Origin of the sequence: Streptomyces sp. NPDC005752, assembly GCF_040630715.1 — a bacterium.
Classification (GTDB): Bacteria; Actinomycetota; Actinomycetes; order Streptomycetales; family Streptomycetaceae; genus Streptomyces.
This window is the reverse complement of the sequence record NZ_JBEXYB010000006.1, coordinates 142419-167552: the sequence shown is the minus strand read 5'-3', so window position 1 is coordinate 167552 and position 25134 is coordinate 142419. Positions and strand designations below refer to the sequence as shown.

The 25134-nt window shown below is 70.7% G+C and carries 25 protein-coding genes; 10 read left to right on the top strand and 15 right to left on the bottom strand.

The features are described from left to right. Nucleotides 1-8 precede the first annotated feature (8 nt). Together tesB and ABZ441_RS07635 are read right to left on the bottom strand one after the other, a co-directional pair. Nucleotides 9-884 carry an acyl-CoA thioesterase II gene (tesB, locus tag ABZ441_RS07640; RefSeq protein WP_358969486.1) on the bottom strand — a complete coding sequence of 292 codons (876 nt, stop codon included), beginning with the start codon at nucleotides 882-884 and terminating at the stop codon, nucleotides 9-11. A gap of 19 nt (nucleotides 885-903) precedes the next feature. Continuing rightward, nucleotides 904-2061: an acyl-CoA dehydrogenase family protein gene (locus ABZ441_RS07635; RefSeq protein ID WP_358969484.1), complete on the bottom strand. Its 1158-nt coding sequence runs from the start codon at nucleotides 2059-2061 to the stop codon at nucleotides 904-906. Nucleotides 2062-2579: 518 nt separating this feature from the next. Here ABZ441_RS07635 and ABZ441_RS07630 point away from each other — a divergent pair. After that, entirely contained in the window at nucleotides 2580-3014 is a 435-nt protein-coding gene (locus ABZ441_RS07630) for an Asp23/Gls24 family envelope stress response protein (RefSeq protein WP_358969482.1), read from the top strand. A gap of 67 nt (nucleotides 3015-3081) precedes the next feature. Here the strand turns inward: ABZ441_RS07630 and ABZ441_RS07625 are convergent, their stop codons facing one another. The 9 genes from ABZ441_RS07625 to ABZ441_RS07585 all read right to left on the bottom strand — a co-directional run bounded on the left by ABZ441_RS07625 (nucleotide 3082) and on the right by ABZ441_RS07585 (nucleotide 13644). Further along, on the bottom strand, nucleotides 3082-3492 hold the full coding sequence (locus ABZ441_RS07625) for a peptidase inhibitor family I36 protein (RefSeq protein WP_358969480.1): 411 nt from the start codon (nucleotides 3490-3492) through the stop codon (nucleotides 3082-3084). A 217-nt stretch (nucleotides 3493-3709) separates the two neighbouring features. Then, nucleotides 3710-6046, bottom strand: a complete 2337-nt coding sequence (locus ABZ441_RS07620) for a glycoside hydrolase family 3 N-terminal domain-containing protein (RefSeq protein ID WP_358969478.1) — start codon at nucleotides 6044-6046, stop codon at nucleotides 3710-3712. A 38-nt stretch (nucleotides 6047-6084) separates the two neighbouring features. Next, nucleotides 6085-8019, bottom strand: coding sequence for a cellulase family glycosylhydrolase (locus tag ABZ441_RS07615; protein ID WP_358969476.1), 1935 nt, complete (start codon nucleotides 8017-8019; stop codon nucleotides 6085-6087). A gap of 52 nt (nucleotides 8020-8071) precedes the next feature. Further along, on the bottom strand, nucleotides 8072-9124 hold the full coding sequence (locus ABZ441_RS07610) for a LacI family DNA-binding transcriptional regulator (protein ID WP_358969473.1): 1053 nt from the start codon (nucleotides 9122-9124) through the stop codon (nucleotides 8072-8074). Beyond that, nucleotides 9121-9948 (bottom strand): carbohydrate ABC transporter permease, encoded by an 828-nt coding sequence (locus tag ABZ441_RS07605; RefSeq protein ID WP_358969472.1) that lies wholly within the window; start codon nucleotides 9946-9948, stop codon nucleotides 9121-9123. Before ABZ441_RS07605 ends, ABZ441_RS07610 begins: the two co-directional genes overlap by 4 nt. A gap of 14 nt (nucleotides 9949-9962) precedes the next feature. Further along, nucleotides 9963-10904, bottom strand: a complete 942-nt coding sequence (locus ABZ441_RS07600) for a sugar ABC transporter permease (RefSeq protein ID WP_358969470.1) — start codon at nucleotides 10902-10904, stop codon at nucleotides 9963-9965. A 31-nt stretch (nucleotides 10905-10935) separates the two neighbouring features. Then, nucleotides 10936-12228, bottom strand: a complete 1293-nt coding sequence (locus ABZ441_RS07595; protein ID WP_358969468.1) for an ABC transporter substrate-binding protein — start codon at nucleotides 12226-12228, stop codon at nucleotides 10936-10938. A gap of 407 nt (nucleotides 12229-12635) precedes the next feature. Further along, entirely contained in the window at nucleotides 12636-12857 is a 222-nt protein-coding gene (locus ABZ441_RS07590; protein ID WP_358969466.1) for a DUF397 domain-containing protein, read from the bottom strand. Further along, nucleotides 12850-13644: a helix-turn-helix transcriptional regulator gene (locus ABZ441_RS07585; RefSeq protein WP_358969464.1), complete on the bottom strand. Its 795-nt coding sequence runs from the start codon at nucleotides 13642-13644 to the stop codon at nucleotides 12850-12852. The genes ABZ441_RS07590 and ABZ441_RS07585 overlap by 8 nt, the downstream gene beginning before the upstream one ends. 163 nt (nucleotides 13645-13807) lie before the next feature. On the opposite strand from ABZ441_RS07585, the gene ABZ441_RS07580 reads away from it, so the two are divergent. From ABZ441_RS07580 to ABZ441_RS07565, 4 genes are all read left to right on the top strand, one after another. After that, nucleotides 13808-14008, top strand: coding sequence for a hypothetical protein (locus ABZ441_RS07580; protein WP_358969462.1), 201 nt, complete (start codon nucleotides 13808-13810; stop codon nucleotides 14006-14008). Continuing rightward, the gene (locus ABZ441_RS07575; RefSeq protein WP_358969460.1) at nucleotides 14005-14313 is read left to right on the top strand and encodes a hypothetical protein; all 309 of its coding nucleotides are present in this window, start codon (nucleotides 14005-14007) and stop codon (nucleotides 14311-14313) included. Before ABZ441_RS07580 ends, ABZ441_RS07575 begins: the two co-directional genes overlap by 4 nt. Before the next feature lie 86 nt (nucleotides 14314-14399). Next, nucleotides 14400-15020 (top strand): hypothetical protein, encoded by a 621-nt coding sequence (locus ABZ441_RS07570; RefSeq protein ID WP_358969458.1) that lies wholly within the window; start codon nucleotides 14400-14402, stop codon nucleotides 15018-15020. Between the two features lie 237 nt (nucleotides 15021-15257). After that, the gene (locus tag ABZ441_RS07565; protein ID WP_358969456.1) at nucleotides 15258-18149 is read left to right on the top strand and encodes a BTAD domain-containing putative transcriptional regulator; all 2892 of its coding nucleotides are present in this window, start codon (nucleotides 15258-15260) and stop codon (nucleotides 18147-18149) included. 105 nt (nucleotides 18150-18254) lie between these two features. Here the strand turns inward: ABZ441_RS07565 and ABZ441_RS07560 are convergent, their stop codons facing one another. Then, nucleotides 18255-18830, bottom strand: a complete 576-nt coding sequence (locus tag ABZ441_RS07560; RefSeq protein WP_358969453.1) for a M23 family metallopeptidase — start codon at nucleotides 18828-18830, stop codon at nucleotides 18255-18257. Nucleotides 18831-18971: 141 nt separating this feature from the next. Next, nucleotides 18972-19382 (bottom strand): RidA family protein, encoded by a 411-nt coding sequence (locus ABZ441_RS07555; RefSeq protein WP_358969451.1) that lies wholly within the window; start codon nucleotides 19380-19382, stop codon nucleotides 18972-18974. A 103-nt stretch (nucleotides 19383-19485) separates the two neighbouring features. On the opposite strand from ABZ441_RS07555, the gene ABZ441_RS07550 reads away from it, so the two are divergent. After that, a complete protein-coding gene (locus ABZ441_RS07550) occupies nucleotides 19486-19980 on the top strand; it encodes a hypothetical protein (RefSeq protein WP_358969449.1) in 495 nt (164 codons plus the stop codon). Nucleotides 19981-20422: 442 nt separating this feature from the next. Further along, complete coding sequence (locus ABZ441_RS07545; protein WP_358969608.1) at nucleotides 20423-21028, top strand: RDD family protein; 606 nt, start codon at nucleotides 20423-20425, stop codon at nucleotides 21026-21028. Nucleotides 21029-21089: 61 nt separating this feature from the next. Here the strand turns inward: ABZ441_RS07545 and ABZ441_RS07540 are convergent, their stop codons facing one another. Further along, nucleotides 21090-22262, bottom strand: coding sequence for a transposase (locus tag ABZ441_RS07540; RefSeq protein ID WP_358969447.1), 1173 nt, complete (start codon nucleotides 22260-22262; stop codon nucleotides 21090-21092). A gap of 32 nt (nucleotides 22263-22294) precedes the next feature. Between ABZ441_RS07540 and tnpA the strand changes: the two genes are divergently transcribed. Both tnpA and ABZ441_RS07530 read left to right on the top strand, forming a co-directional pair. Beyond that, entirely contained in the window at nucleotides 22295-22723 is a 429-nt protein-coding gene (gene tnpA, locus ABZ441_RS07535; protein ID WP_358969445.1) for an IS200/IS605 family transposase, read from the top strand. 493 nt (nucleotides 22724-23216) lie between these two features. Continuing rightward, complete coding sequence (locus ABZ441_RS07530) at nucleotides 23217-23552, top strand: hypothetical protein (RefSeq protein ID WP_358969443.1); 336 nt, start codon at nucleotides 23217-23219, stop codon at nucleotides 23550-23552. 116 nt (nucleotides 23553-23668) lie between these two features. Here ABZ441_RS07530 and ABZ441_RS07525 read toward each other — a convergent pair whose 3' ends face one another. Next, nucleotides 23669-24229 (bottom strand): hypothetical protein, encoded by a 561-nt coding sequence (locus tag ABZ441_RS07525; RefSeq protein ID WP_358969441.1) that lies wholly within the window; start codon nucleotides 24227-24229, stop codon nucleotides 23669-23671. Nucleotides 24230-24545: 316 nt separating this feature from the next. Here ABZ441_RS07525 and ABZ441_RS07520 point away from each other — a divergent pair, with 316 nt between their 5' ends. Next, nucleotides 24546-25127 (top strand): TetR/AcrR family transcriptional regulator, encoded by a 582-nt coding sequence (locus ABZ441_RS07520; RefSeq protein WP_358969439.1) that lies wholly within the window; start codon nucleotides 24546-24548, stop codon nucleotides 25125-25127. The last annotated feature ends 7 nt before the right edge of the window (nucleotides 25128-25134 follow it).

Genomic DNA, 25134 nt, shown 5'->3' with positions numbered 1-25134 from the left:
GTGTGGCTTCAGTCCCTCGGGACGCGGACCAGGCCCTCCTGGATGACCGTGATGGCCAGCTTCCCGTCCGCAGTCCAGATCCTGGCCTGGCCGAGACCGCGCCCGCCGGACGCGGACGGCGACTCCTGGTCGTACAGCAGCCACTCGTCGGCCCGGAAGGGGCGGTGGAACCACATCGCGTGGTCCAGGCTGGCGCCCACCACGTCGCCCACCGACCAGCCGCCGCGCCCGTGGGCGAGCAGCACCGAGTCGAGCAGGGTCATGTCGGAGACGTACGTCGCCATGCAGACGTGCAGCAGCGGGTCGTCCGCCAGCTTCCCGCGGGTCCGGAACCAGACCTGGGAGCGCGGCTCGCGCGGTTCACCGGCGGTGGCGAACGGCGGGGCGTCCACGTACCGCAGGTCGACCGCCGCCCGGGCCTCCAGCAGCCGGTCCACCATGCGCGGGTCGGTGAAGCGGTCGGCGTACCGGGGCAGCATCTGCTCCGCCGTCGGCAGGGTCTCCGGGTCCGGGGCGGAGGGCATGACCGCCTGGTGGTCCATGCCCTCCTCGTGCACCTGGAACGACGCCGAGAGGTGGAAGATCGGCTTGCCGTGCTGCACGGCGACGACCCGGCGGGTGGTGAACGACCGCCCGTCCCGGATCCGGTCCACGCTGTAGACGATCGGCGCGCCCGGGTCCCCTGGACGCAGGAAGTACGCGTGCAGGGAGTGGGCGCCCCGGTCGTCGGGGACCGTGCGCCCGGCGGCGACCAGGGCCTGGGCCGCGACCTGGCCGCCGAAGACACGGGGCACGACCGCCGAACGGCTCATGCCCCGGAAGATGTCCTGCTCGATCCGCTCCAGGTCGAGCAGATCGAGCAGGGAGTCGAGTGCTGAGCACATGGAGAGAACGTAGCCGCTCTCAGAGGCCCATGGACTTGGCGATGATCGACTTCATGACCTCGCTGGTGCCGCCGTAGATGCGGTTGACCCGGTTGTCCGTGTAGAGACGGGCGATCGGGTACTCGTTCATGAAGCCGTAGCCGCCGTGCAGCTGGAGGCAGCGGTCGATCACGCGGTGCGCGACCTCGGTGCAGAACAGCTTCGCCGAGGCTGCCTCGGCGGGCGTGAGCTCACCGGCGTCCAGGGCCTCGATCGCGCGGTCGCAGACCGCCTCGGCCGCGTCCACCTCGGCCTTGCAGGCGGCCAGCTCGAACTTGGTGTTCTGGAAGGACGCGACGGTCTTGCCGAAGACGGTGCGGTCCTGCGTGTACTGCTGGGCGAAGCGCACGGCGGCGGCTGCCTGCGCGTACGCGCCGACGGCGATGCCCAGGCGCTCCTGGGGGAGGTTCTGGCCGAGGTAGGAGAAGCCCTTGTTCTCCTCGCCGAGAAGGTCGTCGACGGGCACCTTGACGTCCACGAAGGCCAGCTCGGCGGTGTCGGAGACCTTGAGGCCCAGCTTGTCGAGCTTGCGGCCGACCGAGTAGCCCTCGGACTTGGTGTCGACCACCAGGAGCGAGATGCCGTGGCGGCGGTCGTCGGCCTTGGGGGCGTCCGTGCGGGCGCAGACGATGACCTTGTCGGCGTGCACACCACCGGTGATGAAGGTCTTCGCGCCGTTGAGGACGTAGTGCGTGCCGTCCTCGGAGAGCTTGGCGGTCGTCTTCATGCCGGCCAGGTCGGAGCCGGTGCCCGGCTCGGTCATGGCTATCGCGTACATGGACTTGCCGGAGACGAAGTCCGGCAGCCAGCGCTTCTTCTGCTCCTCGGTGGCGTACGCCTTGAGGTACGGCAGGCAGAGCAGGACGTGCACGCCGGAGCCGCCGAAGGAGATGCCCGCACGCGCGGTCTCCTCGTACAGGATCGCCTCGAACTTGAAGGACTCGATGCCCGCGCCGCCGTACTCCTCGGGCACCTCGATGCCGAAGATGCCCAGCTCGGCGAGCTTGTAGTAGAAGTCGCGCGGCGCCTGGCCCTCCGCGAACCACTCGTCGTAGACGGGGACGACCTCGGCCTCGATGAAGGCGCGGATGGTCTCCCGGAACGCCTCGTGGTCCTCGTTGTAAACCGTACGGCGCACGGGGTGCCTCCTGGTGTCAGCTTCGGCTTCGGTCGCAGTGGCTAAGCGCTTGCTCAGTCCTGGTCAAAAGTTACCCGGCGGTCACGGTGGCTGTCCAGGGTGATGCTGAGCACGCCCGCCGCCCGCCGCCCTTCTCCGGGCCGTACGGGAACGGCTTGCGGGCCCGGCCGTGCCCGACGTGCCGGCGGGGCTGTCCGTGGGAGAACCCGGCTCTCCGGAGGCGGAGTTCGAGGAGGGCGGTGCCGGGGCGGTCGCACGCGAGGGGACCTGCGAGGTGCTGTCCGGGGGCACGGGCCGCCGCGCCCCCGGACAGGGAGGTGAGGGCTGGTTCCTGACCCTCGCCGGTGATTTAGAGCCGGTCCGCCCCCGGATTGGTCGCGTGTCCGGAAGTGGCGGAGAGTGCCGGCGCGGAGCGCTGTGTCACCCCGATGGCGGCAGGCGACGGGCGGGCGCACAGTGAAACGAGGGGCCGGTGAGAAACGGGCCGGCCTGTCGTACCAACCCTCTGCGAGGCAGTCATGGCTGATATGGACGGGAACACGGGACAGACCGGACGCGGCACGACCACCATCTCCGACAACGTCGTCTCCACCATCGCGGGCATCGCCATCCGCGACACGGACGGCGTGCACGCGGTGGGCAAAGGGGCGTCGAAGGCGCTGGGAGCCGTCACCGGCCGGGTGTCCGGGTCCTCCGCGGCAGGACGCTCGGTGAAGGTGGAGGTGGGCGAGAAGCAGACGGCGATCGATGTCGACATCAAGGTGGAGTACGGCGTGCCGATCCACGAACTCGCCGACCGGGTCAGGAACAACGTGACGGACGCGGTCGAGACCATGACCGGTCTGCAGGTCGTCGAGATCAACATCAACGTCTTCGACGTCCACATCCCGGGCGACGACAGCGACGAGGACGACGACGACGGCGGCGGCCGGTCGTCCGCCCGCGTGCAGTGAGCCCGCACGACGCTGGTCCGGGCCCCGGAGCCGGCCGCCTGTCACCGGGATGTGGCCGGGGCCCCGGCTACTGGGGCTTGAACGAGCGGATCTGGTAACTCCCCTGGAGGTTGCCGCCCTGCCCGGCGAGCGTGGAACCCACACGTGAGTTGAAGTTGGTCTGCGTGTAGTACTGCACCCGGTGCTCGGTCTTGTTCCACACCGACAGGACGTTCCGCCCCGCGCGGATGAACGAGCAGTTGTCGGCGGTGTTCCGCATCTCGCGGGCTGTCCACTGACAGCGGGTCCCCTCGCCGTTCCAGCCGTCGAAGGCGCAGAAGTAGCCGTGCGTGCAACGGGTGAACGCGGCGGCCGGAGCGGCCGGCCCGGTCTGCCCGGCGGCCGTGCGCGCGTCGGCGTCCGTGGCCGAGACGGGGCCCGTACCCAGCCCGAAAGCCAGGACGACGGCGGTGGCGGCAAGTGCGGTGATGCGGTTCACGGTGAAGACCTTTCGCTGTTCCTCGGCGGGGCGATGCCCGTGGTCAGAAAGCAGCGTGGCACCCCGATGACCTGCGCAGACAGGTCCGAAAGGGGGGCGCGCGAGGTCTGTGCGACGGGTGGGAAAGCGCCTGTGCGCACCGGCGTGCAGCCGGCGTTCGCCGAGCGGAGGGCCGCGACGCCCCGGGAACGATGCGGCGGGCGCATGCCCGCCGCCGTCACCGGCGGTCTGCGCGCGGTCCGGCCGTCACCGTGAGCCGCACCTCCTGGGTGCGGTGCGACGACGGGCCGGTCCCGATCGCGAACTCGGCGGGCTCCACGGCCCATTGCCCCGCGTAGGTGAACGAGGCCAGGGTCCGGGCGTCCACCGGGAAGGTGACCTCGGTACTCCCGCCGGGAGCCAGCTCCACCTGTGCGAAACCGCGCAGCTCGCGCACCCGTGGCCACGAGGTCCCGCCGAGCACCCGGCGTACGTAGAGCTGGACCGTCTCCCGCACCGCTCGCGTGCCGGTGTTGGCGACGCGGACCACACAGCTCACCGGTGCCGGCCCGTCGAACCGGTCCACGTCCAGGGACGGCAGGGACAGCCGGGGCGCGCCGTACTCGACCGTCGTGCAGGACAGCCCGTGGCCGAAGGGATGACGGGCCGTGGCGGGCTGGTCGACGTAGCCCCGGTAGCCGTGGTCCTTCCCGTTGTAGAAGACGGGCAGTTGGGCCGCAGAGCGTGGCACGGACACGGGCAGCCGCCCCTGCGGCTGGGCCGCGCCGAACAGCACGTCCGCGACCGCCCTCCCGCCCCACGGACCCGGATACCAGGCACTCAGTACCGCTGCCGCCGTGCCGGAGAGGTCCGGCAGGGCGTGGGGGCGGCCCTGGACGATCACCACGACCACCGGGGTCCCGGTCGCGGCGACGGCGTCCAGCAGGGCCGACTGAGCCGGGGGAAGGGCGAGTTCGGCGAGGTCGACGCCCTCGCCGCACGTCATCTCCACCGGATTCCCGGAGGCGACGACGGCTGCCCCGTTGGCGTCGAAACGGGTTCCGGACTCGCGTGCGCTCGATCCGCCGAGGACCAGCACGGCCACATCGGAGGCGGAGGCGAGCGCCACCGCCTCGGGGATGCCCGACAGATCCCCGCCCACCAGGCCGCAGCCCCCGGCGTACGTGACGTCGGTGCCCTCCGGCGCGGCGGCCCGGATGCCGGCGAGCACGCTGCTGCCCGTGCCGGGCCGTTGCGGCGCGGTGTAGTCGCCGATCTGCTGCGGCACGGAATCGGCGTTCGGCCCGATGACCGCCACGGTCCCGATACGCCGGTCCGCGAGCGGCAGCGTCACCCCGTCGTGTTCGAGGAGGGTGACGGACTCGCGGGCGATGCGCTCGCTCAGCCGCTCCGCGCGTGCCGGGTCCGGCCCCTCGGCGGCGGCCCGCCCGGCCGTGTACGGGTGCTCGAAGAGGCCGAGGCGGAACTTCAGGGCGAGGACGCGTCCCACCGCGGTGTCGAGCGTGGACTCCTCGACGAGGCCGCGCCGGACCGCCTCCGCCAGCCGGGGGTAGCAGTCGTCCCACAGGCTCAGGTCGGTCCCCGCCCGCAGCGCCAGCGCACCGGCCGCCGCCGGGTCACCCGCCATCCGCACCAGGCGGTCGACCGCGAGCCCGTCGGCCATCACCAGACCGCCGTATCCCCACTGCTCCCGCAGGATCCCGGTCAGCAGGTGGTGGTTCGCAGCGCACGGCACGCCGTCGAACTCGTTGTACGCGGCCATGAGGCCCGCGGCTCCGGCCCGTACGCCCGCCAGCGCCGCCACCAGGTGGATCTCGTGCAGTTCCCTCGCGCCCAGCTCGGTGGCGGCGCTGTTCCGGCCCCCGACCGTGGCCCCCTGCCCGGCGAAGTGCTTGAGGACGACGGCCGCGCGATCCGGCCCGATGCGCTCCCCGGCCGGCCCCTGCACACCGCGTACGAGTGCCTCGGTGAACCGCGCCGCGAGGTACGGGTCCTCACCGAAGCACTCCTCCGCGCGACCCCAGCGCGGATCCCGCACCAGGTCGAGCGCCGAGACCAGCGCGACATGTCCACCACGGGCCCGGAGCTCGGCGGCCGCGACGGCGGCCGCCTCCTCGTACAGCTCCGGATTCCAGGTGGCGCCGACCGCCAGGTTCACCGGCAGCACGGTCCCGTCCAGGGCCTGCAGGCCGTGCGGCATCTCCTCGACCAGCAGGACGGGGATGCCGAGCCGGGTGTTCTCGACGACGTGCCGCTGCACCGCGTCGGACACCCGCGCCCCGTCCGCCGCGCCGATACCCGTCTCCGCGGTCACGCCGGACCAGGGGTCGGCGCGCTGGAGCCCGTACAGCGCTCCCATCCCGTCACCGGCCGCCACCTCCGCCCGGAACGCGTCCGTCAGCCGGTGGCCGGACGCGGTGCGCTCGTACGCGTCCCAGCCGTACATACGCTGGTTGACCTGGCCCACCTTCTCGGTGAGCGTCATCCGTGACAGCAGATCGCCGACCCGGTCGGCGACGGGCGCCTCGGGGTCGCGGAACAGTGGCTCGGACATGGGGTGGTTCACCTCGGAGGTCAAGAAGGGCGGGGCGGTCAGCGCAGTTCGAGCACGCGCACCCCGTACGGGGGCAGGGTCACGTCCCGCACCGGGTCCCCGCCGGTCAGCTCGCGCAGCCGGCCGTCCGCCGCCGGGCGCACGGTCAGCTCCTCGCCTGACTGGCTCACCAGCCACACGAAACGCGCACCGTCCTCGCGGACCAGCGTGTCCGCGCTGACGTACGGGGTGTCCACCGTCACCGGGCGTGCGGCGCCCGCCAGTTCGGCCAGAGCCGCGTACAGCCGGTGCGTCTGCTCCGGATTGGCGCGCGCGGTGCGCGCCGCCATGTGCTCCAGCGGATACGTCGCCAGGACCGTCCTGCCCGCGCCCGTCTCGTACCGCAGCAGCGCCGGACGGCCGTGCGCGTCCGTCGCGACGACCCGCGCGCCGTCCGGGACGACCGGCAGATAGGCACGGCTGTCCTCGTTGCCCGCGACCGGGAACGTCAGCACCTCGCCCGCCGCTATCGACCCGAAGTCCTCGGTGAACGTCATCTCCAGGACGTCGTCCTCGATCGGCTCCGCGACCCCGTAGGACAGCTGGAGCTCCACACCGAACAGCCCGTCCAGGTCGTGGAACCAGGGGCCACGGGTCGTCGGGTACTCGCCCGAGCAGAACGACAGGTAGACCGTGGCCCCCTCCCTGGCCCGGCGCTCCAGGTCCCGGCGCGTGCGGGTGGTCAGCTGACGGGTCGAGGGCAGCAGGTACAGCGAGGCGTCGTCCGGCAGCCCGTCCGCCTCCCGGGCGAAGGCCACCGGCAGGTCCGCGCCGCGCGCCGCCACATACCCCTGGTGCAGCGAGGTGAAGATCAGCGGGCGGTCGGCGGGCCTGCTGTAGGGGTAGCCCCGCTCCAGGAAGGCCGGCACGACGAGGGCCGCGTCCGCGTCGGTGCGGCGGCAGCGCGGGAAGTCGACCTGTTCCAGGACCTTCGCGAAGGAGGCCAGTTCGCGCAGCGGCTCCTTGGGGCGCCCGGCGCCGTCGGTGATCCCGAAGTGCATCTCGAAGGGATGGTGGTCGTACGGCGACTGCTCCCACAGGTCGTCGTAGTCCGTGTTGTTCCACGCCATCCAGCCGGTCGCCCCGCCGAGCAGCGAGTTGTGCAGCGTCTGCCGGTAGAAGATCCCGGCGTTCGCGGCGGAGACGACGTCGGTGGAGAGCCCGAACTCCTCCAGGACGACCGGCTGCCCCGTCACGGCGGCCAGCTCGCACTCGAACGCGGCCCGGTAGTGCTGGCGCGGCCGGTCCGTGTCCGACCGGTAGACGTGCGGCCCCACGAAGTCGACGTACTCGGCGGTCTCCCGCAGCGAGAAGCCGTTGTCCCGCCCGGTCACCTCGATGCCCCAGGCGCCGTCGCCGAGCGACACCGGCTGGGTGCCGCCCGCCGCGCGCACGGCGTCGCACATGAACTGCGCCCAGGCGGTGACGACGTCGCTGGACGGCGGGTCGACCTGGTAGATCCGGCCGTAACCGGGCATCTCGTTCGTGATCAGCCAGCCCGTGACCGCCGGGTGGTCCTTGAAGCGGCGCGTCATCTGGGAGACGAACCACGCCTGCCGGCCGACCAGCCACACGTCCTCGTACAGATCCCGGTCACCGCGCCAGGCCGGGTCCCAGTTCTCACCCGACATGTGGCCGACGATGAAGGTCGGGACCGTCCCCATGCCCAGCTCGTGGTGGGCGTCCAGGAAGTCGCGGAACCGGTCGCAGAGTTCCTCGTCGATGCGTCCGGGCTCGGGGTGGAAGTCGGGCCAGTAGAAGAACGACCGCGTCATGTTCAGGCCGTGCTCCCGGAGCACGGCCAGCTCCTCGCGCACCGTCTTCGGCTCGTAGTTCCGCCACATCAGCGGACCACCGGTGCGGGACCAGAAGTTGGCCCCGAGCCACGGGAGTACGGCGGAGTCGTGGGTGAGCTGGGCGCTGTGGCGTCGCATGGTTCTACAGGTCCTCTTCGGTGTGCGGGGGGTGCCGTGGTGGTGCGGCGGTTCAGATCGGTGGCGGCAGGGGGCCGGTCGACTCGCGTACGACCAGACGGGGGCGGCCGTCGAGCACCGGCGGGGGCACGTCCTCGCCGCAGCCGGCGAGGAGGGTTCGCGCGGCGGCCGCGCCGACGCGCTGCACCTGCTGGTCGACGGTGGTGAGCCGGGGGTGGACCCAGCGGCCGAGCGAGAGGTTGTCGTACCCGATGACGGAGAGGTCGTCGGGTACCCGGAGTCCGGCGCGCTGGGCGGTGCCGATGCCGCAGACCGCCATGGAGTCGTTGGGGAACACGAGGGCGGTCGGCCGGTCGGGCAGGGCGAGCAGCTCCTCGGTGACGTCGACGGCAGCCTGCTCGGTGAAGTCGCTGTGCCGTACGGCGACGGGGCGCAGACCCGCCTCGGCGAGTGCCTCCTCGAAGGCGTGCAACCGCAGCCGGGTGTGCAGCAGTTCGGCCGGCCCGGCGACGTACGCGACGCGCCGGTGCCCGAGCTCCAGCAGATGCGCGACCGCCTCCCGGACGCCCGCCCCCTGCTGCCCGAGCCCCACCAGGGGCACGGGCGACGCGGCGTCGGGGGCGCCCAGCAGGACGGCGGGCAGCCCCAGGCCGCGCAGCAGCTCCGGGCGCGGGTCGTCGGCGCGGGCGTCGGTCAGCACGGCGCCGTCTATGCGGCCCTCGGCGACCAGGCGTTCGTACAGCGCGCTCTCCTGGGCCATGCCGGCGACCAGGTGGAGCAGCAGACCGTAGCCACGCGGGGCGAGTTCGCCCTCCAGACCGGTGATCAGCTCACTGAAGTGCGGGTCGGAGCCCAGCACGTCGGTGGGCCGCCGGACGACGAGCGCGATCGTGCGCGTACGGGCCCGGCGCAACGCGGTCGCGGAGGCGCTGGGGGACCAGCCGAGCTCCGTTGCCGCGTCGAGGACCCGGCGGCGGGTGGCCTCCGAGATCCGGCCGGTGCCGTTGACGGCCTGGGAGACCGCCGCGGTCGACACCCCCGCGGCGGCGGCCACGGCCTTGATCGTGGGGCGCGCGGGAGCACGCCCTTCGAGACGCTTGTTCACATCTTCACCGCTCCGCTGACGAGGGCCTGCTGCATCCGCTTCTGGAGCACGGTGTAGACCACCCAGACCGGGACCAGGGTCAGCACCGTGCCCGCGGTAAGGATGCCGTAGTCCGTCCCCGTCAGGGACTTGAGCGTCGGCAGGGCGACCTGCACCGTCCGCAGGTCCGGGTCGGGCCCGATGATGACCAGCGAGTAGAGGTACTCGTTCCAGAAGGTCAGGAAGTTCAGCAGCAGGATCGTCGCGATGCCCGGCATGCACATCGGCGTGTAGACGTGCCGCAGGACGGCGAAGGTGGACGCCCCGTCCATGCGCGCCGCCTCCTCCATCTCGCGCGGGATCGTCCGCATGAACTGCACCAGGATGACGACGGACAGCGGCATCGCCGTCGCCGGCAGGAACAGCACCATGAACGCCCGGGTGTGGAACAGCCCGGTGGCGGCGGCCAGCAGGAACGTGGGGAAGAGGGCAGCGAACGTGGGGATCAGGAACCCCAGCGAGAACACCCGCTCCACCAGGGCCCCGAGACGGCCCTCGGCACGCGCGATGGCGAAGGCGGCGGGTATCGCGAGCGCCAGGGTGAGGACCAGCGCCAGCGCGGTCACGAGCATCGAGTTGAGGATCGCCGGCCCGAGGTGCGCCGAGGAGAACGACTCGGTGAAGTTGTGGGTGGAGAAGGAGGTGGGCAGGGAGAACGGGCTCCCGAAGATCTGGTCGTTCGTCTTGAACGCCGAGACCAGCAGGTAGTAGAGGGGCACGACCAGCAGCACCATGTACAGCCAGGCGAAGACGTGCGCAGGCAGCCAGGACCTTCCGAACTTCATGGGACCTGCTCCGATCAGTAGTTCTGGCGGAAGACGCGACGGATGGTGAGCAGCCCGGCCAGGCCGACCAGGAAGAGGACCACGCCGACGGTCTGGCTGTAGCCGAGGTCGGCCGCGATGAACGCCTTCTGGTAGACGAGGAAGGACAACGTCGTCGACGAGCTTCCCGGGCCGCCCTGGGTCAGCAGCAGCACGTTCTGCGCCGAACCGAAGAGCGTCCAGAGGAACTGGAGCATCGTCACGACACCGACGAAGTCACGGATGACGGGGAAGTGGATGCGCCACATGGCGCGCCAGTGACCGGCGCCGTCGAGCTGCGCGGCCTCACCGATCTCGTCCGGCACGCTGCCCAGCCGGGCCGCGAACAGCACGGCGGTGAACCCGATGCCGCTCCACACGTCGAGGAGGATGAGGGAGCCGAGCGCGGTGGAGGGGGAGGCGAGCCAGGCATCGGTCATCGAGCCGAGGCCGGCCTTGTCCAGGGCGCCGTTGAGCAGGCCGTCCGGGGACAGGACCGCGTAGAACACCATCGCCTTGGCGGGGGTGGAGATCAGCCCGGGGATGAAGAGCAGATACCGCAGGACGCGGTGCCCCGGGGGTTTCTGGGCGACGTAGTACCCGAGCATGTACGCGCCGACGATCATCAGTGGCACGGCCACGACGAGTTGCACGGCGGTGTTCTGTACCGCGTCCCAGAAGACCGGGTCGTCCAGGACCGCGCTGATGTTGCCGGTGCCGGCGAACGACACCGGCTGGAGCATGCCCGGCCAGTGCAGGGCGGCGATCACGAAGATGGCGACCAGCGGGCCGACCATGAAGACGAGGTACCAGACCAGCGCGGGCACGGCGAGGATGACCCCGCCCTGCGTACGGCGCTTCGTGAGGGAGGCGGACGGCGGGGGAGTGACCGGTCCGCGGACCGAGGCGCCGCCCGGGGCGGACGAGAGCATCGTCATAGGAGGACTCGCAAAGGCTCGGGCGCGCGGATCAGGCCGTGCGGTAGGCGGATTCCAGGGCGGAGCGCACGGAGGCCGCGCTCGTACCCCGGGTGAAGGCGGTGCTGGTCGCGGTGATCAGCGGCTGGGTCGCGGTCGGCGGGACGTAGAGATCGGGCAGGAGCGCCTGGCCGACCCGGTCGCCGAGCTGCTGGGCCTCGGCCACCAGCGGGAAGTCCTTGCTGACCGTGTCGGTCACCAGCGCCATGTCCCGGCCGCTCTCGGTGATGAAGCGGGACACCACGTCGGGGCGGTACATGAAGCGGAGGAACTTCTCGACCGAGGACAGCTTCTTGACGCCGTTGGGACTGATCCAGAAGCCGATGAGGGTGTACGAGCGAAGGATGGTCGGCTTCTCGTGGGCGGCGCCCGGCGCGAGCGGCCAGCCGCCGATCTCGGTGTGCCCGGCCGCCTTCGCCGGGACCTTGGCCAGGGCGGAGGACATCGCGGACTGGATGGCCGCCGCCTCCGTGTTGTACTGCGTGGTCATCGAGTCGGAGGTCAGCCCCTGCGCCTTGTCGGCGAAGACACCGGCGTCCCGGAGCGTCACGAAGTAGTCGATGCCCGCGCGGGCGCCCCGGCTGCCGCTGAAGTCCCCGGTCGTGTAGACCTGCCGGGCCTCCTCCGGGGTGAGGAAGGTCTGGATGATCTGGGCGAGCAGCTTCTGCCCCGTCCAGTCGTTGCCGCCGACGGTGACCGGCGCGATGCCCTTCGCCCGCAGCTTCCGCGCGGCGCCGATGAGCTGGTCCCCGGTGGTGGGCACGGCGCCGACGCCGGCCCGGTCGAGCAGGTGGGTGTTGAAGGCGACGGGCCAGTTGGTGGCGAAGTACGGGAAGGCGCGGAGCCTGCCCTCGTCGTCGGTCCACTCCGTGAGTGCGGCGGGCAGGACACGCTCGCGGAGGCCCCAGTCGTCGAGGTAGTCCTTCACGTCGACGGTGGCGCCGACGTCGGTCCAGGCGAGCGTCTTGTCGTACAGGTTGACCATGACCACGTCCGGCTCCTTACGGGCCAGACGCGAGGTCTCGTAGACCTGGGGGAGGTCGTCGCCGTTGACGAGGTTCTTGACCCGGAGTCCCGGGTTCTCCTTCTCGAAGTCCTTCACGGCGGCGGTGTACGTGGGCGAGCCCGGCGCGGTGGTGCCGAGCTGGGTGTGGACGACGAGCGTGCCAGGGTCGGAATCGGCCGAGGCGAGCGTGGAACAGCCGGACATTGCGGGCAGCGCGGTAGCGGCGGCGAGGCCGGAACCAGCGGCGATGAAACCGCGCCGACTCAGGGGTGAGCGCACAGCGGGATGTCTCCAACCAGGTCGTCAACCGGAGTGGTTAATCGATGTACCAGCGGGTTGCGAGAAACCTAGGGGCGGGGGGAGGAATGGTCAACCCCCAGTTGCGCATGCTGGAAGAGCCGACATTTCGGGCGGCGCTCGGCGGGGGTGCGGCGACGCGACTGCCGTCGCCGACAGTGCTCGGGTCGTGGTCGCCGGCTCGGACGGCCACGAGGCGCACGTGGGCCCCGTGGAGTTTGGTCATGTCGTCGAGGCCCCAGGTGGGCATCACGACGGGGCGCTGCTGCCGCAGTGCGAGATCGGCGACCACCGCGGCGATGGCGTGCTCGTGTCCGTGCAGTTCGGGGTTCGGCAACGGCGCTGAGGTCGTCCTGGCTGCCTTGTCGCCGATGTGCGCGATGTGCGGCTCAGGCGGAGAAGCGCCCGGCCTTGACGGCGGCGACGAAGGACGACCAGCCTGCGGCCGAAATCAACAGTGCGGGGCCCTGCGGCGACTTGGAATCGCGGACGGGGACGCCGGAGGGGTGGCCGTCCAGGACCTCTACGCAGCTGCCGCCCTGGTTGTCGCTGTGGGTGGACTTGCGCCAGCCGCTCGCAGCGGAAGTGGTCGGGATGGTGCGCTCAGTCATGGTGTCCGTATTCCTTCGCTGTCGCCCGCATCAAGGCGAGTGACTCCTGGAGCGGCAGTGCGTCGCTCAGCGCAAGATCGTAAGCACCCCGCATCCGTTCGACCACTGCCGGGGCGTCGTGCACCTTGCCGGTGTTGACGCCCTCGGTGTAGGCGACCGTGGGCTGGTCCTCGAACCACATCAGCGTCATCATGCCCTGCATGATCGGGTGGGCGCCCAGCGTGAAGGGCAACACGTGCGTTCGTACCCGCTCGGTCTCGCTCACACGCACGATGTGCATGATCTGTTCCGCCATGACTGCGCGTCCCCCGACGGGGCGGCGCAGAACTGCTTCGTCCAGAAGCGCCCACACTACGGGCGTTGTCGGTCGGGAAAGCATTTGGGAGCGCGCCAGCCGTGTGACAACGAGCCTGTCACACTCCTCTTCACTCCATGGAGGGAAGGCGGTGCGCATCAGGGCACGGATGTAGCGCTCGGTCTGAAGGATGCCTGGTACAAGGGTGGACGCGAATTCCCTGATCACGGTGGCCTGTTGTTCGAGTACGCGGGCTGAAGCGAAGTGGTCGGCCACCGCCCCGTCGTCCTCCGGCAGGAAGCTGCTGAGCACATTTCCCGTGTTCAGGGCCTCGTCCAGCCGTCGCGCGTCCTCCTTCGACGGAATCCGGCGTCCTGCCTCGATGTGTGCGATGTGCGAACGGGTCATGACCGCGGCGTCGGCCAGCTCCTGTTGGGTCAGCCCCGCCGCCAGGCGCTGTTCCCTGAACCAGTCCCCATAGCTATTACTCAACGTCAACTCCAGTGTGACGAAGCATTTGTCACCAACGACCCCCTGGCGAGCCTAGCGCCGCCCGTCCCACTCTGTGAGCGGGTCGCTACTCAGCGACAGCTTTCAGGGTGTGTCCACAGGTCGTGATCGTGGGCATCGCCCGTCATGCAACGGAGTTGACGACGTGCTGCACTGCACCATCCGCATCCTCGAGACGCTGCTGCGTCTCCTTCAACCGATTCCGCCGGTCACTGCGGAGTTCCGGGTGCCCCCGCCTCCCGAGCGCGAGCCGTCCGAGTCGTTGCGGGAGCGCCCGCTGTGGCTCGCGATGTACGGGATCGACGTCAGGCCCTGCCCGGGGTGCGGCCTGGGGCGGATCGTATGACCCGCCGCATCCCCGACTCGGCACGACTGCTTCCGTGGTCCGGCCCGGAGGGGAAGCCCTGCTACGTCCTCGGTGACGGGGCGGGATACGTCTCCCGGTTCGCGGACAACGTCGAGAGCGTCCAGCTAGGAATGGCTGTCGAACTGCTCGACCACGTGGCCGACATGCTCGACGATCGTCAGGTCACCTCGGCCCAACTGCGTTTCGTCGTGGCCCGCCTGGCCGAATCGCTGCGCGACGTCCATCGGATCGCGGAGAGCCGGGGCGAACGCCATGCGGCTCCGAGTGCCGGCCCGGAGGGCTGAGCGGGCGACGGCTCTCAGGCGTCGATCTTCTCCGTGCGGCCGGTGCACCTCGCAGGGCGATCCGTTGCATCGCCTAGCGTGGTCGCATGAGTTCCTCCTTGAGCGTCTACCTGCTCGACGTGGCCGCTACGCACGCCCTGATCGGCTGTCGCGACGACGACTTCCTGACGGCGGTACGCGGTGGATTCGCGGACGACCTGGTGCGCGACGACGCGTACCACCGCCACGAGATCGAGAAGGGCGCTCCCAGCGCGGCCGAGGCGCTGCGCGCGGTCGTTCACGGCGGACCCTTCAGCGAGGACCGCGACCACGCCTTTCAGTACGGCTACGCCTATAGGCGGCTGTGCGAGCTCAGCGGTTCGTTCCTGCCCAACGACTGCTTCACTCCGCACAGGGGCGACTGGCTGTCGATCGTCGATCAGGGCCTGCGGGCCATGGGAATCACCGCGGTGTCCTTGGACGCGTTCGACCACGGTGCTCCGCCTGCTCCCCTGCCCTACGCCCACACGCCGGGCTGCGGGCAGTGGGGGCCCGAGGCGATCACCGAGGCGCTCGAGCAGTTCGAGGCCACCAGGCGCGCGGCTCACGAGTCGGGACACGCCCCGTCCCTGGAGCCCGAGGTCGTGGAGGCCGTCACGCAGTGCCTCGACTGGATGCGACGTGCGGAAGCGCGACCGGGATACGGCGTCATCGGCTTCCGCTCCTGAAGGTCGCTGCCGGCGGAGTCGAGCCTCCCGTCTGGATCATGCTGGGCTCGCGTGCCCTGGTGCCGACACGGTCAGGCAGGGAACTCGCCCACCCGGCGATGGTCCAGCAGTGCTCGGACACCGAGTCCCGCTCGAGCGCGCCACGGCTCTGGCGGAAGCCGTCAGTCGGATTCCGTATCGAGGAGATTCGAACATCGTTACCCTGCAACGCAGTTGCCGAGAACTCGGAGGTCTGCGGTGGGGGAGCCGGCATTCGGGGTCCTGGGGCCGCTCCAGGTGAGGGCGCAGGGCGTCCCGGTACGGATCGGCGGGGCCAAGCCGCGGGCCGTACTGGCGACCCTGCTGCTCCAGCCGAACGGCTTCGTCTCGCTGGATCTGCTGACGGAGGTCCTGTGGCCCGGTGGCGCCCCTCGGTCCGCGGTCGCCAACGTACGTACGTATGTGCGGACACTGCGGCAGCGGCTGCCCGCAGAGGCGGTCGACGGGCTGCGTACCGAGCCCTCCGGCTACTCGCTGGACGTCGTACCCGGTGAGGTGGACATGCTGCTCTTCGAGCAGCAGCTCGCGGCGGCCCGTGCCGCCCGCGACCGCGGTGAGGACGCCGCCGCACTGCGTGCCTACGAATCGGCCCTGGGGCTCTGGCGCGGCGGGGTCCTCCAGGACGTGCCCTCGAGCGTGGTGTGGGACCCGGCCGTCACACGTCTGGAGGGGCTGCGTTCGGTCGCGGTCGACGAGTGCCTGGAGGTACGGCTCCGGCTCGGGGATTACGCCCACCTGGTCTCCGGCCTGCGGTCCCGGCTGGCCGAGAGTCCTCTGCGGGAGGACCTGTGGCAGATGCTCGTACATGCGCTGAACGACGCGGGGCGCAGCGCCGAGGCGCGGTCCGCGTACGCCGAGGCCGAGCAGGTGATCGCCGCCGAGCTCGGGATCGAGCCGAGCGAACCGTTGCGGGCCGTCGGTGCCGAGGTCAACGGCTACGCAGGCCGACGCCGCGCGGCAATGACCGGACCCGTCTGCCAATTACCCATGGACATACCCGACTTCACCGGCCGCGCGGTCGAGGTCGCCGATCTGGAGGGGCTGCTGTCCACCGCCGGCCGACAGCCCGTGGTCGCGGCGGTGTCGGGGCCGCCGGGCGCCGGGAAGTCCACGCTGGCCGTGCACGTCGCCCACCGGGTGCGTGGCGCGTTCCCCGACGGGCAGCTCTTCGTCGACCTGGCCGGAGGGAGCGAGTGCCCACGTGAGCCGGCGGACGTCCTGGCCGAGATGCTGCGTGGCCTGGGCGTCATCGACAGTGCGATACCCGGTGAACCGGGCGAACGCGCCGCGATGTTCCGCGCCCGCCTCGCCCAGCGGCGCTTCCTCATCGTGCTGGACGACGCACGGGGCGGCGCACAGGTGAGCCCGCTGCTCCCTGGCACAGGCGGCTCGGCGGTGCTGGTCAGCTCGCGGCGCCGGATGCCCGGCCTGCCGGCGTACGCCTGCCCGCTCGGGCTGATGCGGCACGACGACGCCCGCGCCCTGTTCGGGGCCATCGTCGGTGCGGACCGGCTGCGCCGGGAGGGGGCCGACGCCGACCGTGTCCTCGCCGAGTGCGGTTCACTGCCGCTGGCGGTGCGGATCGCCGCTGCCCGGCTCGTGAACAGGCCCGGCTGGAGCGTCGGCACGCTGGCCGACTCGCTGCGCGACGAACGCGGTCGCCTCGGGGCGGTACGCCCCGGTGAGCTGGAGGTGCGGGCCGGCGCCGAGCTCAGCTACCGCCACCTGCCGGAGCCCGCAGCCCACGCCTTCCGTACGTTCGGCGACCTGCCCGACGACGCGGTCCCGGGCTGGCTCGTCGACGTGGCGACCGGGTGGGGGAGTGAGACGGTGGGAGGCCTGGAGACCCTGCTGGACGAACACCTCGTCGAGGTCGTGGGAAGGGACCGACTCGGCCTGAACCGTTACCGCATGCACGATCTGCTGCGGTCCTACGCCCGGGAACTGGCCCTGACGGACGATCAGGACGTACGCCTGCGCAGGCGTCTCCACGTCATAGACGCCCTCACCGCCCTCGCCCGCACCGCCAACGCCGCCATGCCCACCCGCTTCCTCGGTGTGCTGGGCGGGCCCGACGGACGTGGCCTGCCGGACGGGCCGGCACAGGCCGTCGCCGGCACGGTGCGCGCCCGGCCCGTGGACTGGTTCGAGAGTGAGCACCGCAACCTCGTCGCCGCCGTCGACGCGGCCGTCCGGCTCGGGCGGACCGACCGGGCCGCCGACCTCGCGATCGAACTGGCGGGATTCTTCGACATGCGCGGCTACTACGGGGACTGGCTGCGGACCCACCGGCTCGTGCTCGACGCCATGCCGCATCACGACGACGTCAGGGCGGCGGCCCTGCTGCGCAACCTCGGCCAGCTCCATCTCTACCAGGACCGGTACGCGGACGCGCTCGCCTCCTTCGACCGGGCCAGGGCGCTCTTCGCCGAGCTCGGTCACCCGACGGGGGAGGCGGTCGCCGCGGTGGGGTCCGGCTCGGTCCACCGCGTCATGGGCGATCTCGACATCGCGCTCGGGACGTTCACCGCCGCGCTGCAGGACTTCACCGAGGCCGGCGACCGGCACGGCGAAGCGGTGGCACGCAACGCGATCGCGTCCGTCTGGCTGGAACGCGGGGACCCGGAGGAGGCGGCCGGCTGGTTGAGCGGGGCCCTGGAGCTGTCCCGGGCCGATGGGGACCGGCACCGCGAGGCACAGGTGCGCCGCCGGCTCGCCGTACTGCACGAACTGCGCGGCGAACCGCAGTCGGCGCGTGGCGAACTGGAGCGCGCCCTCGGCATCTTCGACGAGCTGGCCGACCTGCACTGCGCCGCATACGTGCAGCAGAGCGTCGCCGAACTCTGCTTGCGGCAGGGCGACTCCGGTGAGGCGTCGGCCCTGTTGATCGGAGCACTCGCTGTGCAGCAGCAGCTCGGGGACCGCCGCGCCGAGGCCCGGGTCGCTGGCCTGCTGGGCGAGTTGCACGACGCGACCGGCCGCAAGCAGACCGCGCGGCACTACTTCCACCGCTCCCTCGCGACCTGGCGCCGCCTGGGCCTGCCCGACGAGGCGGGACTGGTGGACGGCAAACTCCGCTCGATGCGCTGAGCGGTGCCGACGGGGACGGGTGCGGGTGCGACCGCCGTCGCACCCGCACCCGGCACGGGGGTCACCGGGTGCCGGTCCGTCCTCCCGCCGGCACCCGGTGGTGGGTCAGCATCTGTTCTTGCTGACCTGGTTGCGCTTGAGGTAGTCGCTCCACGTGACCCCCTGGACGACCGCGACGACGACCGCCCCGTTGAGCTTCTGCTCGTAATGCAGGTGCGGGGTGATGTCGTAGAGGGCGGACGTCTCGCCGACCTCGCCGATCTTCTGGCCCACGTTCACCGAGTCGCCCGCCTGCACCGAACGCGTCTTCAGATGGGCGTACCGCGTCTGCCAGCCACCCCCGTGACCGATGACTATCGTGTTCCCGTATCCGGCGCCCGTCGAGTAGTACGACTCGAGGACCGTGCCACCTGCACTCGCGAACACCCGGCGACCCAGGTCGTCCGGGGTGCCGTTCGCGTCGTAGTGGTTCCAGTCGATCGAGTGCCCGGGGCTGTGCCCGGACCAGTTGCTGCCGAGCCACGTCTGGTTGCACTCGAAGGGCATCTTGAAGGCCGGCCGTGCGGCGACGGCGGCTTCCGACGAGTCCACGACCGGCGCCGCGGCGGCGACCGGAGCGGTGAGCACGGCGGCCGCGAACGCGCTCGTGGCGATCAGCGACCGGCGGAAATTCCTCTGCATGGTTCTCCCCTTGTCCTCGGGTGACACGGGGATTCAAGGAGGCGGGCATACACGGCGGATACATTCCGCCCGCCGACCCCGCGCACCTGCGCCTCGGCCGGCGCGCCCTCGCCGTCGAGAAGGTGCTGGGAGAAGGGGAGTTCAGGAGTCGAGCACGGCGGCGACACCTTCGATCTCCACCAGTTGGCCGTCGTATCCGAGGACGGTGACGCCGAGCAACGTACTCGGGACGTCGTGGTCGCCGAACGCGTCCCGGACCACCTGCCACGCGGTCACCAGGTCCTCCTGCCGCGTGGAAGCCACCAGCACGCGCGTGCTCACGACGTCCTGCAGGCCGGCCCCCGCCGCGGCGAGCGCGATCCGCATGTTCTCGAGGGCCTTCGCCGCCTGGCCGGCGTAGTCGCCGACGGCTGCTGTGGACCCGTCCTCGTTCAGCGGGCACGCCCCGGCGAGGAAGATCAACCGGGCCTCGGCGGGGGCGGTGGCGGCGTAGGCGTACTCGGCCACGTCGGACAGGGCGGTGGATCGGATGAGTGTGACGGCACGGGGCATGGCATCCAAGTCCTCACGGCTGGGTGGGAACTCGATTCCTAGCAGAACGCCGCAGTGGCTTCCTCTCATTTCCCCGACGACCGCGAATGACTAGGCTGCCGGGATGGGGGACTTGTACGCGGTTGACCTCGCTCTGAACCTTCGTGCCACGACACCGGGCGCGGTCGTGGACGAGCTGCGACGGCATCTCGGCGTCGCTACCGGCACGGGCACCGGGCTGCCGGAGGGAACGGCGGACGTCCCGACGGTAGGTCCGGACGGACCGGGCGAGCCGGAGGGACCGGGCGACGCGTTCCCTCTCCTCTCCGAGCGCGGACCGGCGGCGCGCATCGGAGGGCTGCTGGTGGGCGAGCTGCACCGAACAGGCGACGGATGGGCTCTCACGGCACGCCAGGAAGTGCACGCAGAATCCCTCCCCGACCTGGACCGGCTCCTGGCGTGGCTGGCCCAGCACTCCTGCACCGAGGGCGTCATCGGGCAGATCCGCTTCTACGAGGACCATGTGCCGGACCTGCTGATCAGTGAGGCGGGGAATCTCGTTCGGATGTCCCTCAAGCCGGACGGGAGCGGCGCCGCACCGGCGCACCTGCCCCTGTAGGCAGGAGGGTTGCCCCGGGCCCGGTCGAGCGCAGCGTCCGGCCGCCCCGGCACAGGATTGTGGCCGTGACTCCCGTGCCCCGTGCTGACCCGGATGGCCGGGAACAGACATCGATGTGGGCGACGCCTCGGGGCGAGCGCGCTGTTGTGGTCGGACGTGTCAGCGCCCACGGCGCACCGTCCCCAGGGGCGGAGAGAAACGGGACGCTCGATGTCGTGGTTCACGCTGAACGCCCGGTGAGGGGCCGTCATGGCGGCCGATGTGGCAGGGCACCGAACATCCAGTGGACGCGAACTCTGTTGATCGGATTAGATGAGCGGCCGGTCTTGTCAACGCGACGCGCGCAGCAGGGCCGCGGCTGCACGGGGGCAACAGTCAGTGGCGTGAAAGAGCCCTCTGCTCAGGCCGCACCGTCCCCACCTTGAACTGGAGAAACCTCCCCATGAGCTTCGGCGATCCCAACAACCCGTACAGCCAGCAGCCTCCGCAAGGCCAGCCCGGGTATCCGCAGCAGGCGCCGCAGGGCGTGCCCCCTCAGTACGGCTATCCGCAGCAGCCGTACGGGGCCTACCCGCCGGCCGGGATACCCGGCATGCCGGGGGCAGGGCTGCCGCCGCTGGCCCACTGGGGGCAGCGCGTCGGCGCGTACCTGCTCGACATGCTGATCATCGCCGGCCCGATGTACGCGCTCGGCTTCATCGACCTCGCCGCCAGCGACGACCCGGCGAACGCCCAGCCCGGGCCCTTCTTCATGATCGGCCTGATCTACGCCCTCGGCATGGCCATCTACCAGCTCTACCTGGAGGGCAAGACCGGTCAGTCGATCGGCAAGAAGGTCCTCGGCATCAGCGTGCACAGGGAGGCCGACGGCTGGACGCTGGGCTTCGGCATGGCGCTCGTGCGCAAGCTCGCCCACTTCCTGGACAGCGTCGCCTGCTACATCGGATGGCTGTGGCCGCTGTGGGACGAGAAGAAGCAGACCTTCGCCGACAAGGTGTGCAGCACCGTCGTCATCAAGGTCAACAAGGGGTCAACTACCCGGGACTGAGGTCCCGGGCTTGCTGCTCGGGTCATCACTGGCTGTGATGGGTCCCGGCTGCGTCCGGCTCTCACGCGATGAGCGTGAGGGCTGGGGCCGTTGACCGGGCCCCGCAGACCCATGCCATCCACCCTCTTCGGGTGATGTTGTGGGACGAGTTGTGGTCCGCGTGCTCGACGAAGCCGCAGGACGTGCACGCGAAGCGGGCCTGGGTAGGCCGGTTGGTGCGTGCGGTGTGGTGGCACCGGGAGCATTCCTGGCTGGTGTACGCCGGGTCAATGTAGATCACCGGCACTCCGGCCTTCTTCGCCTTGTAGGCGATGAAGGAGCCGAGCTGGGCGAAGGGCCAGGAGTGGAGCGTGGTGCGTTGGGGCTTTCTCAGCCGTGCCCGCTCGCGGATACCCGTCAGTTCTTCCAGGGCGATCCCACGACCGGTGCGTTCAGCCTCCGCCACGATCCGCTTCGAAATCTTGTGGTTGATGTCCTTGTTGCGGCGGGCTTCCTTGCCCGCGTACTTCTTCGCCCGCCGCTTCGCGGACTTCGTGCCCTTCTTCTGGAGCTTGGAGCGCAGCGCCCGGTCGTTCGTGCGCTTGCGGTTGATCCAGCGCCCGGAGTGGCGCTCGCCGTCGGAGGTGGCGGCGATGTTCACGATCCCCAGGTCGACCCCGACGAAGCCCACCGGGTGAGCGTTGAGGGTCTTCTCGGGGATCTCGCAGGTCGCGATCAGGAACCACTTCCCGCCCTGGCGGACCAGGTCGGACTCGCCGTGGCGGTGTCCGGCCAGCACAGCCAGCTGCTCCGCCTGCCCGGTGAACGCCATGCCCTTCAACCGGCCCGCCGTGGTCCAGATGGAGACCGTGCGGGCCTGGTGCTGCCAGGACAGCATGCGGTCGTCGTAGGGCTGGGCCGCGTTCTTGCGGAAAGTGACCGGCTTGCCCGAGGCGCGGGTGTGGCGCTGGGTGCCGGGCCGGCCGTACCGGCCGCCCCGGAGGTTGGCCTTCAAGGCGGTGTAGGCGTCACAGGTCTTCTTGATCGCGTGCTGGGCGGCCTGCGCCCCCAGTCCCCAGCGTTGTCTGATCTCGGTGTAGGTGTGCTTGCGCAGGCCCAGGGGGCGGTGCACGCCCTCCTCGAAGGCGACCTGCGCGGCCCAGGAAGCAGCCTCGTTGCAGACGTGCAGGGTTGCCTCAAGTGCCGCCGCCTGTAAGGGCGTCGGTAGGAGTTTGACCCGCACCACCAGCTTCATGGCGGCGAGGCTAACACTCCTACAATCAGTCCATGTCACCTCGATGGGAACCAAACCCCGATCTGAGGAGGGGTAGAACAGTTGTCCACAGCCTCCACGTGCACTTGGTCTTCACCCCGAAGTACCGACGCGGCCCCTTCACCGACGAGATCCTCGTCCGATGCGAGGAGATCATGCGGGACGTCTGCACCGACTTCCGCGCTGAGCTGACCGAGTTCAACGGCGAAACCGACCACGTCCATCTCCTGGTCCACTATCCCCCCAAGATCGCACTGTCCCGGCTGGTCGGCTCCCTCAAGGGCGTCTCCGCCCGCCGACTGCGCCAGGAGTTCCCCGCCCACATCCGCCGCTACCTGTGGGGCGACCACTTCTGGTCCCCGTCCTACTTCGCCGCTTCCGCCGGTGGGGCTCCACTCGAAGTGATCAAGGAGTACATCGAGAACCAGAAGCGCCCCGGCTGAGCTTCCACGTCCGGCTCCGCCGGGCCGGCCGTCCCGACGCTCCTCGCCGACTCGATTTCACCGACTCCGCCGGTCACGACACCACGACGCTCCGAGTTGCAACCACGGGAGGCGATTCCTCCCGGGCGTGAACGGCCGGGGTTCCTCGCAAGAATCCGCTGAACCGTCGCCCGGTGCGGGTCGGCGGGCCAGGTGTCCGCGGGGGGCGCGGCCACGGCCTGGCTGACGCAGCCTCACGGCGGGGCTGCGGCACGCGGTCCCCGGTGTGGGACGGCACGGCGTGTGGTGGGCGGAGTCAGTGCGAAGGCCCTGCCCAGGAGCCCGGGGACACGTATCACCGAGGGCCTGTGGCCCGGAGGCGGGCGGGTGCCGGCCGACAGCCGGCCCCGGCCCGCCGCCCGGCCCGAGGATCATGCCGGCTGAGTACCTTCCGCCCGCTGCTCTGAGTACGCCGACCGTTGTCGCCCTCCGGGATCGGGAGTTTGATCGACGCATGAAGGAAATAGCGCCACCGCCCGAGCCCGTGACCGGAGAGGCCACGGATCGCACCCGCTTCCGGTCCATCCTGTCCGCCGTCCTCTTCCTCCCCGCAGCACTGGTGGCCGGGTTCCTCACCCTTTCCTCCGAAACGGCCGGCCGCTGTCTGACCTACGGCGAGGAGTGCGGCACACCCCTTCCCGGATGGCTGTTCACGTGCGGCCTCGGCGTGGGTGCTGTGGCCTGTGTCGTCGTACTGGTGGCGATCGAGGTGCGGACGCGCCGGGTCGCGTTCGCCGCGCAGCTCCTCGCTGAAGTGACAGCGCTGGTGGTGATCCTCAGCCATTCGTGAGTCGCCGACCGCCCTCGCGGTGTGCGACGCCGGGACGGGCTGGGTGCCGTTCATCGCGGGAGGCCGCGGGCACCGTCGGGGGCGGGCCTGACGGGCCGTGGTGCACGGGGCCGGGGTCACGCCTTCGTGCGTGTGCGTCCCAGACGGAGGGCGGAGACGAGGAAGAAGACCCCGCCGAGGAAGGCATAGCCCGCCAAGCTGCTCAGGGAGGCGCCGTCCTTGCCCGCCTGGGCGACGAACGAAGCGCCGGCGAGGGTGGAGATGAAGCCGCTGGCGATCATCGCCCACTGGCCGCCGAGCCGGCGCCGGGCGGCGCCGACGACGAGCTGGACGATGCCGGCGGTGACGGCCCACGCGCCCCAGACCCGCAGGACGGCGGGGATGCCGGATGTGGCGGCGAAGGCCAGCCCGGCAACGGTGAGGGCGCTGAGCGCGACGTTCACGTACAGGCCGCGCACCGCTTGGCCGTTCACCCGGGCCGACCTGATGTCGACGATCGCGCACGCCACGTCGAACAAGGGGTAGATCACCAGCAACGTGGCGGTGGGCGCGCCCAAAGTGTCGGCGGTCGTGAACAGGAGAGCGGCCCACACCGCGGCGAACGCGAAGCGCAGGAAGTACAGCTTGCGCAGGGCGGCGGGAACGCTGACAGGGGCGGTTCCGACGAGAGTTTCCACGGAAGTTCCTTTCGGGCAGGGCGTGTTGAAGTCGGTCTCGGCTGGGTCGTGCGGGGCTCGCATCGCTTGCTCGGTCGGACGCGTAGCCGTGCCGGAGCGGCCGGCCGCCACGGCGTGGGGCATCGGCCTGTCCGGTGTGTGCGCTGATCCCGACGCTCCTGCGGCGCTCGCGGCCGAGTCGGACGCGGGGGTTGCAGGGGTGCAGTCAGGCCGAAACCTGAGGGAGAACGTTCGGTCTCGTTCCGTATTCAAGAGGGTGCGCCGGGATGCTGTCAAGACCGAACGTTCTCCCTCGTCGGTGCGGTAGTCTGACGTCATGAGTGAGGGCACAGGAGGCAGCAGGTCGGCTGCGCGAGCGCGGCTGCTCGGCACGGCGACCGGACTCTTCTACGCGGAGGGGATCCACTCCGTCGGCGTCGACCGGATCATCGCGGAGGCGCAGGTCACCCGTGCCACGCTGTACCGGCATTTCGCGGGCAAGGAAGAGCTCGTCCTCGCCTACCTCGACCAGGCCGACCGGGGAATCCGGGCGGGGGTCGATGCCGCTCGGGCGGGTGAGCGGTCCTCGGCCGAAGGGGTCCGGGCAGTCGGCCGGTTCATCACCGGGGGCATCCAGAGCCCAGGGTTCCGCGGCTGCGCCTTCCTCAACGCGGCAGCCGAATACCCCGACCCCACCCACGCCATTCACCGAGCGGTCCTGGCCCACCGCCAGTGGTTCCTGGACACCGTCACCGAGCTGCTGGGGCAGGTCGGAGACGCTCCCGCCGCCGAAGCCGGCCGGCACTTCGTCATGCTCCGGGACGGCGCCATGGCCGCGGGCTGCCTCTTCGACCCGAAACTGATCTCCGAGACCTTTCTGCTGGGCGTCGAAGGAATTCTGCGAAGCCGCGGCGCCTGAGCGGGGC